The organism is Rhodococcus sp. ENV425, from assembly GCF_002887785.1.
In the GTDB taxonomy this organism is placed as follows: domain Bacteria; phylum Actinomycetota; class Actinomycetes; order Mycobacteriales; family Mycobacteriaceae; genus Rhodococcus; species Rhodococcus aetherivorans.
The window spans coordinates 10,746-23,471 of the sequence record NZ_PCZU01000197.1; the positions used below are offsets into that span (position 1 = coordinate 10,746).

A 12,726-nucleotide genomic window follows, 5' to 3' on the forward strand; every position below is an offset into this window, starting at 1 on the left:
CACGATCTCGTACTGGTCGGCGATGATCCCGAGCGAGGCGTGTTTGTTCGCGATCCTGGCGAGCAGATCGTCCGGCTGCGGAACGTTCTCCGAGACCAGCAACGTCGCGTACGCGGCGATGGCCCCCGCGAGGGCGCGCTGCTGGTCGCCCTGTGCCTGGTTGCCGCGGTTGAACAGGTCCCGCTCCAACTCCGGGTGCGCGGCAAACATGCGGCGGTAGAAGATCGGGGTGATGTCGCCGATCGCAGCACCGACGACCGGCAGGGTCGCGCGCACCACGTCGGCAGACTCGACTGACAGCATTACGCCTCCCAGGGGTGTCCGATGTGTCACTCCCACGCTATAGGCGGCTGCGCCGCCGGTGTGTCCTTTGGGCGGCTCCGACCGCCCAAAGGACACACCGGGTTATCCCCACCCGCCCGGTTCGTCCACAGATTGCGCCGCTTCGCCCTCTGCCGGCCTCCGGAGACGATCCACGCCCGAATCATGACTTTCATGCCAGTTCTTCCGGACGTGCCCGAACTCGATCGGATCGTCGCGTTCCAGCACGGCATCGTCACCCGCGCCCAGCTCGAACATCACGGACACACGTGGCCGTGGATCCGGCACCGTCTCGAGTACGGGCGGTGGCAGCAGGTGCTCCGTGGCGTGTACTCGGTGACGACCGGCCCGCTGTCCCGGCCCGCGGTACTGGCCGCGGCCGTCGCGTTCTGCGGTGACGCCGGAATCCTCAGTCACCGCACAGCCGCCGAGGAATGGGGGATGCTGCCCCACGATCCACTCGAACCGGTCCATGTCACCGTGCCGATGGGATCGTCGACCAAGGGACAGGCTGCCACCTTCGCCACGGCGAGGCCACACGGCATCCGGCTGCCGCACCTCGGGGAGATGCTCCATCCGGGGGTGATCGTGCACCGCAGCCGGGCCCATGCGCACATCGGGGTGCCGACGATGCCCCCGCGCACCGGCCGGGCCGACACCGCGCTCGACCTGGCGACGGCCGCGCCCACCTCGCACGACGGCTACATCCGGTTGATCCGGATCGTCACGGACAGTCGTATTCCGCTGTCGGAGATCCGGCGGCGGACGCAGGAACGAACCCCGTTCCGATACCGGAAGGCGCTCGAGGATGCGGTCCGATTGCTCGCCGACGGCGCCCAGTCGATGCTCGAACTCCGTTACGCGATCGAGGTGGAGCAACGACACGGGCTTCCCCTCGCACATCGACAGACGCCGGTCGTCGTGGATGGGCGGACACTGTACGAGGACTGCACGTACGACGGCCACGGTGCCGCGTTGACGGTCCGGCTCGACGGACGCAGGTTCCACTCGATGGCGGAGGTCGCCTTCCGGGACCGTCGCCGCGACAACGCCGCCGAACTGGCCGGGCGGTCCCGCCTGGTGTACGGCTACGACGAGGTCAGCCGGGACCCGTGCGGCGTCGCCGAAGAGGTCGAGACCGTCCTTGTCCGGCTCGGGTGGCGACGCAGCGCCGACAACAGGTGCAGCTGCGCTGCCGGTGTCTCCTTTGGGCCCCCCTGACCGCCCAAAGGACACACCGGCGGCGGAGCCGCCTACCGGTACGACGCACGCAGGGTCTTCTTGTCCAGCTTGCCCAACGGGGTGAGCGGCAGCGCGTCGAGGAAGTCCACCGACTTCGGTGCGTGCACCGAACCCTTTGCGGCGCGGACTCTCTCGATCAGCTCCTCCGCGCGGACCGACCGGCCGTCGCGCAGCACCACGCAGGCTTTGACGGCCTCACCCCACTTGGCGTCGGGCACGCCGACGACCGCGACGGACGCGACCGCCGGATGCGCGGAGATGACGTCCTCGATCTCGCGGGGGAAGACGTTGAATCCGCCGGTGACGATCATGTCCTTCTTGCGGTCGACGATGGTGAGGAAACCGTTCTTGTCGGCCCGGGCGACGTCGCCGGTGTGCAGCCAGCCGCCCCGCAGCGCCTCGGCGGTCTCTGCGGGTTTGCCGAGGTATCCCTTCATCACCAGCGGCCCGCGTACGCAGATCTCCCCCAGTTCCCCGCGCGGCACCTCGTTCAGGTCGTCGTCGAGCAGTCGCACGTCGAGCCACGGGACCGGCCGCCCGCACGTGGCGAGGCGTTCCGGATCGTCGGCGAGGTGGTCCTCCTTGCGCAGCACGGAGATGGTCATGCCGCATTCGCTCTGCCCGTAGAACTGGAAGAACACCGGGCCCAGCCGCTCGATGCCCTCCCGCAGCCGCGCCGGGGACATCGCCGACGCGCCGTAGAACAGGGTCTCGAGGCTGGACAGGTCGCGGCGGTCGAAATCGGGGTGGTCGAGCAGCAGGTAGATCATCGTGGGCACCAGCATGGTGGCGTTGATGCGGTGCTTCTCGATCGTCTCGAGCACCAGGCCCGGCTCGAAATACGGCAGCACGTAGAGGGATCCGCCGCGCAGCAGCGTCGGGACGAAGAACGCGGCGCCGGCGTGCGAGAGCGGCGTGCAGATCAGGAAGCGCGGCTCGTCGGGCCACTGCCATTCGGCCATCTGGATCTGGGTGAGCGTCGCGCCGGAGCGGAACGAGCCCATGACGCCCTTGGGTTTGCCGGTGGTGCCGCCGGTGTAGACGATGCTCGACGTGTCCTCGGCCGCCACCGGCGCGGCGACGAGCCGCTGCGGAGTGAACTGTGCGGCCAGGGCGAGGATGTCGGTGCCGACCTCCGACGGGCCGAGGGAGAAGACGTTCTTCAGCGTCGGCACCTGTGCCCTCAGTTCGGCGGCGCGTTCCTCGAAGTGGTTCGGATCGAAGATGAGGGTCTCGATGGCGGCGTCGTCGACGATGTAGAGGTGGTCCGACAGCGAACCCATGGGATTGAGCGCGCTGTTGCGGCAGCCGGCGACCATCGTCGCGCCCATCGAGATGAGAACCTCGGGGCGGTTCTTCGACAGCATCGCCACCGACGATCCCTGCCCCACCCCGACCGAGGCGAGTGCCTGCCCGAACCGGCTGATCTCGTCGCGCATCTCCCCGCCGGTGAGCACGACGTCGCCGAGGTACAGGGCCGGCTTCTCGGCGCTGCGCTCGAGGGCGGTGATGAGCAGGTCCGCGGTGAACACGGGCCGATGCAGGTCGGCGTACTCCTCGGTCATTGAGCGTCCTTCCGGTCGTGGGCGGCGTGACGGCAGCTGGGCGCGACGGGGCCGCCGCCTTCGTCACCATAACCACATCGACACCGAAATTGGAACATGTTTCATTCCGGACGCGGTCCGGTCGCATCCCGATGGTCCTCGTCGACGGATACCACTCGCTACGCCGACGTCGAGATCCTCATCCGGAGATCGAATGTCTCGGCGTAGCAGTTGCCGGGTCGCGCTGAGCCGCGCTGCCGACGCGCATCGCCTCGGCGAACGTTCACCGATCGCGACCCGGTCGATCTCACGCAGCGTGGGTAGCGCCTGATGCTCACCCGTTTCGGGGGCGAGCGGTTGCCCTGCAACGCCGCCGGGCGGGTGGCGGCACACCGCCGGGCCCGAAGACAGGGCAGCATCTGCATCGTCGGGGCGAGCACACCGGCGAATGCTCGAAGGTGTATACCCTGCTGCGGCGGGTCCACTCCGCTGATCGCCGCGGCTGCGCCTTGCCGTCGCCTCGCCCCCTGGCGGCTCTGTCGCACGATGCGCTCGGGTGCCGCAGGTGTCCGGATCAGAGCGCGGATGCGGCGCTTCTGTGCGGGCCGGACGACTGTCTCGGAATCAGCGTGGGCAGCGCTCGGCGGATCGGAGTGCCGACAGGGCCGGCGGCGAGCATCAAATCCAGTGCGGTAGCCGCGATCTGATCGAACGGCGTCCGTACCGATGTCAGCGGAACCGGGAGGCGCTGCGACAACGGGATGTCGTTGTAGCCCACCAGGGCCACGTCGTCGCCTATAGCCAGCGACCTCTGGTGGGCCGCCGCCATGACCCCCAGGGCAAGATTGTCGTTGGCGGCGAAGACGGCCGTTGGGCGCACGGAGGAAGCGAAGAGCCGCCGTCCGGCTTCCTCCCCACTTTCGATGCCGAATCCCGTTTCGACGATCCAGCCCGGATCGACCTCGATCCCGGCTTCCCGCAGAGCCTTCTGTGCACCGGCAAGGCGGCCGGCGGCGGTGGAGGTGAACAACGGTCCCGACAGCACGGCAATGTCGTTGTGCCCGAGGTCGATCAAGTGCCGGGTGGCGAGGTATCCGCCGGCTTCGTCGTCGCCGATCGAGGACGGGCTGATGCCGTCGGTGCGCAACACGAGGGCATGGGGCACGCTCTGCTCGCGAAGCTGGCGGGGTAACGGATCGTCGCGGCGGCTCGAGGCGATGATCAGCCCGTCGACGTTGCGGCCGAGGAGGGAATGCGCCGCGTCCTGCTCGTCGGCGGGGTCGTCGCCGGTGGTAGCAACCATGGTGAAGTAGCCGAGTCGCTTCGCGGCCCGCCCGACCGCCTCGTACATCAGGGCCATAACGGTATCGCTGAGCCGGGGGACGAGCACACCGATCGTGGCGGTCTGGCCACGGCGCAGGCTGGAGGCGAAGGTGTTGCGCCGGTAGCCGAGGGCGGCGGCGACCTCGCGGACGCGTTGGGCCGTCGGTGAGTGCGAAGGGGGAATCCGATCGTCGAGCACCCGGCTCACCGTCGAGGTGCTCACGCCGGCAGCCTCGGCCACCTCGCGCAGCGTGACGACCTTGTGCCTGCCCTCTGCCGCGTTCCCGTTCGTCTTCATGATCGTCCCTGTCTACCGCGTTGGCCCTCGTCTGCCCGGCCAAGGCCGGCTGATCACATCCCGAGTCGAGAGTGACCCTTGACACAGAGACCGATCGTACCGCACGATGAAATCGTTCACGGGAACGTTCCCGGGAACGTTTGCAAAGAAGCGTCATACTTCCAGGAAAGAGCGATCATGAGCACACTCGACCTCCGCGGCCTCACCCCTGCACCGGTCACCCCGTTCACCCGTGACGGCGACGTCGACTACGCCGCCATCCAGCGCCTCGGCTCGTGGCTCGGCAGCGTCGACGGTGTCAAGGGCCTGGTGGTCCTGGGCCACGCCGGCGAGGGCACGTTCCTCACCCAGGACGAGCAGGTGCGCGTCATCGCCGCGTTCAAAGACTCCGTCGACGGCCGTCTGCCCATCATCGCCGGCATCACGGGCGAGGGCACCGCAGTCTCGGTGGAGGAAGCCAAGCGTGCCGTCGATGCCGGCGCCTCGGCCGGACTGGTCTATCCCTCTCACGGGTGGCTGCGCTTCGGTTACCAGGACGGCGCTCCGCAGGACCGCTACAAGGCCATCTACGAAGGATCGGGGCTTCCGCTGATCCTGTTCCAGTACCCGGATGCCACCAAGGCCACGTACAACCTGGACACCCAGCTCGAGATCGCCGCCCAAGAAGGAGTGTTCGCCACCAAGAACGGCGTGCGCAACATGCGCCGCTGGGACCGCGAGATCCCGGTGCTGCGCAAGGAGAACCCGGACCTGCAGATCCTCAGCTGCCACGACGAGTACCTGCTGCACACCGTGTTCGACGTCGACGGCCTGCTCGTCGGCTACGGCGGACTTGCTCCCGAGCCACTGGTCGAGCTCATCGCCGCCGGCAAGGCCAAGGACTACCCCGCCGCCCGCGCCCTCCACGACCGCCTGCTGCCGGTGACCGCCAACGTCTACCACCGCGGCTCCCACATGGAAGGCACCGTCGCCCTGAAGGAAGGCCTCGTCGCCCGCGGCATCCTCGAGCACGCCACCGTCCGCTCTCCGCTGCTGCCGCTGGCCGCCGGCGCCGGCGCCGAGATCGCGGCCGCGCTGCAGTCGGCCGGCCTCGGGTCGGTCGCCGCCTTCGCCTGACCCTCATCGCTGCGCCCGTCAGCATCCGACGGACCATCCGCATTCCGCGTTCCCGGCCGTCACCGCTTGTGCGTGACGCACAGGTTCGGCCGGCCCGCCGCTCACATGGCCCGGCGGGCCGGCCGACCTCCACCACATGCCACCGGCACCACACTCGTGCATCCGTGGTCACCTTCCCGTCGAACCGTCAGCGCCCGCACGACCTCCTCGTCGTCCACGCAGCCGTCCGCCCGCGGTTCGAGCACCAGAAAGTAGGCTCGTCGATGAGTCAGCACACTTCTCTCTCCACCGAGGCCCCCGGAGGCGAACCAGTGGTCGCGGGCAGCCCCTCACCGCAACAGAGCCGGCCCCGACCCCGACGGAGCTGGGTTCGCACCCTGGCAATGGCCGGACCGGCATTCATCGCGGGAGCATGGCAGTTCGGCCCCGGCAACCTCGCCAGCGCCGTACAGGCCGGCAGCGCATACAGCTACTCCCTGATCTGGGTCATCGCACTGTCGACGACCTTCATGCTCGTCTATGCCGACATGAGCGTGCGCCTCGGTATCCGCACCCCGGTATCGATGATCAGCTCGGTCAAGGACGTCCTCGGCCGTCGCGTCGGCGTGGCGGCCGGTGCGGGCGTCTTCCTCATTACCTTGTGTTTCTCCGTCGGCAATGCCGTCGGGTCCGGCCTCGGGCTGTCCATGGTATTCGGGGGCTCCCCACTGCTGTGGTCGGCGATCTGCACAGTCTTCGTCGGGCTGATCCTGCTGTTCCGCAACGTCTATCGCACCGTCGAACGGGTGCTGCTGGTGATCGTCGCCCTGATGGCGGCGACGTTCGTCCTCAGCGCCGTCATCGCCGAGCCGGACTGGTATCAGGCCCTCAGCGGCGCCGTCCCCACCATCCCTGCCGGCGGACAACTACTCATCGTCGCCCTCGTCGGCACCAACTTTTCCCTCAACGCTGCCTTCTTCACCGCCTACGGCACCCACGAACGCGAGCGCTCCGCCGCCGACTACCGGCGGACCACCATCGCCGACACCATCCCCGGCATCGTGGCACCTGGCATCATGACCTGCCTCGTCATCATCGTCGCCGCCGCAGTCCTCGGCCGTACCGGCACCGAAGCCACCACCCTCACCGGCCTGGCCAAAGTCTTCGAACCCATCGCCGGCCCCGTCGGATCCACCATCTTCGCCCTCGGCCTGTCCGGCGCCGCGTTCTCCTCGATGGTCGCCAACGCCACCGCCGGCGGCACTATGCTCTCCGACGCCCTGGACAAGGGCCCCTCGCCCAGCACCCCGACAGCAAAACTCACCAGTGCGGCAATCCTCACCTTCGGCCTGGCCATCACGCTGCTGTTCACCAAGTCCCCGGTCCAACTCATCATCGTTGCCCAAGCCCTGACAGTTCTCATTGCGCCTCTCCTGGGCGTTCTGCTGCTGGTGATGAGCAACAACCGCGATCTGATGGGCACCCTGCGCAACACCTGGTGGAAGAACGCCATCGCCGCGGCCGGCCTCGTCGCCATCCTGTCGCTCTCCGCGCTGCTGCTCTACGAACTGCTCAGCTGAAGCACTTCACGCACACATGGCAGGCAGTGTGGCGGACACCGGGACTCGGTGTCCGCCCCACTGCTTGCCACGCGAAAACCACTCGCCACCACCTCCGGCCCGACAAGGAACCCGAGAACATGCCGCTCTTCGTCGTCGACTACACCTACACCGCCGAGACCGCCACCGGCCGGGACACCTATCGAGCCGCACACCGAACATGGCTCGCCGCCTTGGTCGACCGCGGCACCGTCATTGCCTGCGGCCCCTACGCCGACGACTCCGGCGCCCTCATCCTCCTCGAGTCGGACACCGTCGACACCGTCGACTCCCTCTTGACCCACGATCCCTTTGTCGTCCACGGCCTCGTTCCCCACTACCGAATCGACGAATGGACTCCCGTCCTCGGCCGCCTTCCCGCATTCGACGCGCGTCCTCCAGCACGTCAGGGACTCCCGGGATAACGGCCGATCCGGCTTCGGCCGACGCGCCGAGCTTGTTTCGCGAGAACTCACGATCGTGACCGAAACACTCGATCCCCAGCAGTTGGCGCAGCAGCTGCTCGCGCTGGACGCACGAGTCGCTGATCGTCTGTGGCGAGGTCGCGGTGGGCGCGTGCAAGCCGCGTTGGAGCGGTCCCTAGAGTGGGGCCACCTTCACGCTCGAGCACCGGGAGTCACACCATGCAGCCGGCCGGACAGACCCTGCACACCCCCGACACGGTGTGGTCGGCGACCGTCGTCGAGCACCACCGGCTCCGCCACGACGTCGCGGTGGTACGCCTCGAATGCGACGACGCGATGGTGCCGTTCGCGCCCGGGCAGTACGTCGACGTCACCGTGCCGCAGCATCCCCGGCTGCCGCGCCGCCTCTCCCCCGCACTGCCCCCGTCGCTCGACGGCAAGCTCGAGTTCCACGTCCGTACCGTCCCCGGCGGCTGGGTCAGCGGCAGCATCGTCACCGCCACCCGGCCCGGCGACGTGTGGACGATCGGCGCGCCGCAGGGCGGCAACCTGCACGTCGACGACTCCGGCCGCATCATGATCATGGTGGCCGGCGGCACCGGCCTGGCCCCGCTGAGGGCGCTGATCCTCGACGTCGCGCGCCGGCCGGACCCGCCCCAGACCTTCCTGTTCGTCGGCGGCCGCACGCCCCGCGACCTGTACGCCGCCGACATGCTGATCCTGCTCGCCGAGACGCTGCCGTGGCTGACCGTGGTGCCGGTGGTCGAGTCGGTCGACGACCCCGGGATCCCCGACGAGTGGTACGACCGCATCGTCGCCCACGTCGGCGATCCCGGGTTCCACCCCGACGAGCTGCTCGAGGGCAGCCTCGACGAGGTGGTCACCTCCTACGGGGCGTTCGGCGACCACCAGGTGCTCGTGTGCGGGTCCGCGGCGATGGTCCGCGCGACCCTGCACACGCTCGTCGAGACCGGGACCCCCGCCGAGAACGTCCGGTTCGACCCGTACTGACCGGGCCGCGACGGCCGACCGGTTGACCGGGCGGTGCGCCCGCGACGATACTCGAGGGGGCCACCAGCGCGACGAGTGAGGGCTGCGCCGGGTCGTGACCGTTCGAATCACGGGAGCTGCCATGGGTATTGCGGATTCGCACGCCGACCCCCCGACGCCGGCAATCCTGTCCCGCGCCCACCTCGACCGGCTGATCGAGGTGCTGCAGGCCGAGGGATATCGCGTCGTCGGCCCCACCGTCCGCGACGACGCCATCGTGCTCGACGAGCTCGGGTCGGGACGAGAGCTGCCCGACGGGTGGGGCGTGTCGACCGCACCCGGGCGGTATCGGCTCCGGCGGCGCGACGACACCGCCGTGTTCGGCCATTCCGCGGGTCCGCAGTCGTGGAAGCAGTTCCTGCACCCCGCACGACAGCAACTGTGGTCGACCACGCCGGACGGCAGTTTCCGGCCCCCACCCGCGGACGAGACCCGGTACGCGTTCCTCGGCGTCCGCGGCTGCGACCTGGCCGCGATCGGCATCCTGGGCACGGTGCTGACCCGCGGCGCCCATCCCGACGGGGCCACCGCGCGACGGTTCCGCGGGCTGTTCGTCGTCGCGGTCAACTGCACCGAACCCGGCGAGGTCTGCTTCTGCGCCTCGATGGCCACCGGACCCGCCGCGGGCCCGGGGTACGACCTGGGCCTGACCGAACGCGTCGACGAGCAGGGACACCGTTTTCTCGTGGACGTCGGGACCGACGAGGGCGCCCGCATCCTGGACCTGCTCCCCCACCGCGACGCCACCGCGGACGAGACCACCGGGGCCCGCAACGCGGTGGCGGCGGCCGGCGACCGGATGGGACGGAGCATGCCCGAGGTCGACCTACGGGCGATGCTCCGCGACGCCCGCGAGGCGGACGTCTGGGAGGATGTCGCCGATCGCTGCCTGACGTGCGGAAACTGCACGATGGTGTGCCCCACCTGCTTCTGTACGTCGACGGAGGACGTCACCGACCTCGCCGACGGGCACGCCGGCAGGTGGCAGCACTGGGCGTCCTGTTTCGAACCGGACTTCTCCTACATCCACGGCGGTGACGTCCGGGCGTCCGGCCGGAGCCGGTACCGGCAGTGGATCTCGCACAAGCTCGGCACCTGGCACGACCAGTTCGGCAGCTCGGGATGTGTCGGCTGCGGCCGCTGCATCGACTGGTGCCCGGTCGGCATCGACATCACCGCGGAGGCGGCCCGCCTCACCGGCGCGCTCGCCACCCACGACGACGAACCGGACGGGCACCGATGACGACCCCACCGCTCGACGGCATCCGGGCTCTGGCGGGGCTGGGCCCGGAGGCGCGGGATCGGATCGCCGCGCTCGCCCACCCGGTCCGCTTCGCCGCCGGGGAGCACGTCTTCCACGAGGGCGGGGAGGCGCGCAGTTGCTGGCTGCTCCAGGAGGGCCGGGTGGATCTGTACACGGTGGTGCCCGGCCGCGGCCAGGTCACCCTCGACACGTTCGTCGACGGTGACGTCCTGGGATGGTCGTGGCTGACGCCGCCCTACCGCTGGCATTACGGGGCCGTCGCGGCCGCTGCGACCTCGGCTCTGGAGGTGGACGCCGCGGCGCTGCAGGCGCTGAGCGAGGCCGACGCCGAGTTCGGATACACGGTGATACGGGCCCTGTTCGGGGCCCTCCTGGAGCGGTTGCAGGCCACCCGGGCGCGACTGCTGGACCTGTATGCGGGTCCCGATGTTCGGTGACCTCGCGCACGACACCGCAGCGGCGCCGGGCGCGCCGATGCTGCCCAGCGCCCACCGGGTTCGCTCGCGGACCGTCGAGACCGCCGATGCGGTGACGCTGTCGCTGGCCCCGCTGGGGGCGCCGCGACCGCGGTTCCGGCCCGGGCAGTTCATGATGCTCTACGCCCCCGGGGTCGGCGAGATCGCGCTCTCGGTCAGCGGGGATCCCACCGACACGACCGGGGAGCTGGTCCACACCGTGCGGAAGGTGGGTGCGGTGAGCCGGGCCCTGCACGACGCCGAGCCCGGCGCGATCGTCGGCGTGCGCGGCCCGTTCGGGGTGGGCTGGGACCTCGAGTCGTGCACCGGCCGGGACCTGGTGATCGTCGCCGGCGGGGTGGGGTTGGCCGCGGTGCGGGCCGCCGTTCTCGGCGCGGTGGCCGCGCGCGGCGACTTCCGGCGCGTCGTGCTCGTGGTCGGAGCGCGCCGGCCGGCCGAGATCCTGTATCGGCGCGAGCTACAGGACTGGGCCGACGGTGGCGTGGAGGTCCGGCTGACGATCGACCAGCCGGTCCAGGGCTGGTCCGGGTCCGTCGGATTCGTCACGGAGCCGCTGAGCCGGCTCGACCTCGATCCCGCGCGGACGACGGCCCTGCTGTGCGGGCCGGAGGCGATGATGCGGTTCTCGGCCCGGGTGCTGCTGGGCAAGGGGATACGGCCCCCGGATATCCGGGTCTCGCTGGAACGGAACATGCAGTGCGGGATCGGGCTGTGCGGGCACTGCCAGCTCGGCGAGATCCTGCTCTGCCGGGACGGCCCGGTGCTGGATTACGCGGTGGCCGGACCGCTGCTGCACGTACGGGAGCTGTGATGGACAGGCCGAAGCTCGCGGTGTGGAAGTTCGCGTCGTGCGACGGATGTCAGCTGTCCGTGCTGGACTGCGAGGACGAACTGCTCGCGCTGTCGGGGGCGGTGCAGATCGCCCATTTCCTCGAACTGTCGAGCGCCGTCGACGACGGTCCGTACGACCTGTCGCTGGTCGAGGGCTCGATCACCACCGCCGCGGACGTCGCGCGCATCCACCGGGTCCGGGAGCGGTCCCGGACCCTCGTCACGATCGGCGCGTGCGCAACCGCCGGCGGCATCCAGGCGTTGCGCAACTTCGCCGACGTCGCCGAGTTCACCTCGATGGTCTACGCCCACCCGGAGTACATCGAGACCCTGGCGACGTCGACGGCGATCGCGGCGCACGTGCCGGTCGACTTCGAGTTGCGCGGTTGCCCGATCGACCGGCGCCAGTTGCTCGAGGTGATCACCGCGTTCCTGGCCGGCCGCCGGCCGAACATCCCGAACACCAGTGTGTGCACCGAGTGCAAGCGCCGGGGATTGACCTGCGTGATGGTCGCCGACGGCACGCCCTGCCTCGGCCCGGTGACCCACTCCGGCTGCGGCGCCCTGTGCCCGGCGCAGTCGCGCGGCTGCTACGGCTGTTTCGGGCCGACGACCGACCCCAACATCGCGTCGCTGGCCGGGTGGCTGCGCACGTGCGGCATGAGCGACGACGACATCGACCGCGCCTTCGCGACGTTCAACGTCGGCGCCCCCGTGCTCGCCGAGAGGCACCGCCGTGAGCGGGAGCCGTAGAGAGCTGACGGTCCGTGCTCTCGCCCGCGTCGAGGGCGAGGGCAGACTGAACGTGTCGGTGCGCGACGGGCGGGTGCAGCGCTCGGAGCTGAACATCTACGAGCCGCCCCGGTTCTTCGAGTCGTTCCTGCGGGGAAGGGATTTCCGCGAGCCTCCGGACATCACCTCCCGGATCTGCGGGATCTGCCCCGTCGCCTACCAGGTCAGCGCCTGCAATGCGCTGGAGCAGGCCTGCGGGGTCGAGCTCGACGAGCCGGTGCTGAACCTGCGCCGCCTGCTCTACTGCGGCGAGTGGATCGCCAGCCACGTGCTGCACATCTACTTCCTGCACGCCCCCGACTTCCTCGGCCTTCCCGACGCGATCGCCCTCGCCGAGCGTCATCGGAGCGCGCTCGAACGCGGGCTGGCCCTGAAGAAGGCCGGCAATGCGATCCTCGAGCAGATCGGCGGACGGCCCATCCACCCGGTCAACGTGCGGATCGGCGGGTTCTATCGCGCGCCGACCC

Annotated in this window: 13 protein-coding genes; 10 read left to right on the forward strand and 3 right to left on the reverse strand. The window is 69.7% G+C overall.

Annotated elements, in window-relative coordinates; genetic code table 11:
* A partial coding sequence (locus CQZ88_RS31180) for a globin domain-containing protein (RefSeq protein WP_258008629.1) occupies window positions 1–303 on the reverse strand: 303 nt, incomplete at its 3' end.
* A gap of 192 nt (window positions 304–495) precedes the next feature.
* Between CQZ88_RS31180 and CQZ88_RS16490 the strand changes: the two genes are divergently transcribed.
* Entirely contained in the window at window positions 496–1,542 is a 1,047-nt protein-coding gene (locus CQZ88_RS16490) for a hypothetical protein (RefSeq protein ID WP_029545449.1), read from the forward strand.
* Window positions 1,543–1,574: 32 nt separating this feature from the next.
* Here the strand turns inward: CQZ88_RS16490 and CQZ88_RS16495 are convergent, their stop codons facing one another.
* Window positions 1,575–3,128 (reverse strand): AMP-binding protein, encoded by a 1,554-nt coding sequence (locus CQZ88_RS16495; RefSeq protein ID WP_006931227.1) that lies wholly within the window; start codon window positions 3,126–3,128, stop codon window positions 1,575–1,577.
* Between the two features lie 553 nt (window positions 3,129–3,681).
* Window positions 3,682–4,728, reverse strand: coding sequence for a LacI family DNA-binding transcriptional regulator (locus CQZ88_RS16500; protein ID WP_006931221.1), 1,047 nt, complete (start codon window positions 4,726–4,728; stop codon window positions 3,682–3,684).
* 177 nt (window positions 4,729–4,905) lie between these two features.
* On the opposite strand from CQZ88_RS16500, the gene CQZ88_RS16505 reads away from it, so the two are divergent.
* From CQZ88_RS16505 to CQZ88_RS31185, 9 genes are all read left to right on the forward strand, one after another.
* Window positions 4,906–5,844 (forward strand): dihydrodipicolinate synthase family protein, encoded by a 939-nt coding sequence (locus tag CQZ88_RS16505; protein ID WP_006931219.1) that lies wholly within the window; start codon window positions 4,906–4,908, stop codon window positions 5,842–5,844.
* Between the two features lie 383 nt (window positions 5,845–6,227).
* The gene (locus CQZ88_RS16510; RefSeq protein ID WP_044476424.1) at window positions 6,228–7,403 is read left to right on the forward strand and encodes an Nramp family divalent metal transporter; all 1,176 of its coding nucleotides are present in this window, start codon (window positions 6,228–6,230) and stop codon (window positions 7,401–7,403) included.
* Between the two features lie 119 nt (window positions 7,404–7,522).
* Window positions 7,523–7,846, forward strand: a complete 324-nt coding sequence (locus CQZ88_RS16515) for a YciI family protein (protein ID WP_006945155.1) — start codon at window positions 7,523–7,525, stop codon at window positions 7,844–7,846.
* A gap of 219 nt (window positions 7,847–8,065) precedes the next feature.
* Window positions 8,066–8,857 carry an FAD-binding oxidoreductase gene (locus CQZ88_RS16520; RefSeq protein ID WP_006945153.1) on the forward strand — a complete coding sequence of 264 codons (792 nt, stop codon included), beginning with the start codon at window positions 8,066–8,068 and terminating at the stop codon, window positions 8,855–8,857.
* A 121-nt stretch (window positions 8,858–8,978) separates the two neighbouring features.
* Complete coding sequence (locus CQZ88_RS16525; protein WP_102800045.1) at window positions 8,979–10,139, forward strand: 4Fe-4S dicluster domain-containing protein; 1,161 nt, start codon at window positions 8,979–8,981, stop codon at window positions 10,137–10,139.
* Complete coding sequence (locus tag CQZ88_RS16530) at window positions 10,136–10,597, forward strand: Crp/Fnr family transcriptional regulator (RefSeq protein WP_102800046.1); 462 nt, start codon at window positions 10,136–10,138, stop codon at window positions 10,595–10,597. Before CQZ88_RS16525 ends, CQZ88_RS16530 begins: the two co-directional genes overlap by 4 nt.
* The gene (locus tag CQZ88_RS16535; RefSeq protein ID WP_006945147.1) at window positions 10,587–11,447 is read left to right on the forward strand and encodes an FAD/NAD(P)-binding protein; all 861 of its coding nucleotides are present in this window, start codon (window positions 10,587–10,589) and stop codon (window positions 11,445–11,447) included. Before CQZ88_RS16530 ends, CQZ88_RS16535 begins: the two co-directional genes overlap by 11 nt.
* On the forward strand, window positions 11,447–12,220 hold the full coding sequence (locus tag CQZ88_RS16540; protein WP_029545468.1) for an oxidoreductase: 774 nt from the start codon (window positions 11,447–11,449) through the stop codon (window positions 12,218–12,220). Before CQZ88_RS16535 ends, CQZ88_RS16540 begins: the two co-directional genes overlap by 1 nt.
* Window positions 12,204–12,726, forward strand: a 523-nt coding sequence (locus CQZ88_RS31185) for a nickel-dependent hydrogenase large subunit (protein ID WP_258008630.1), incomplete at its 3' end; no start/stop codon positions are given. The genes CQZ88_RS16540 and CQZ88_RS31185, both read left to right, overlap by 17 nt.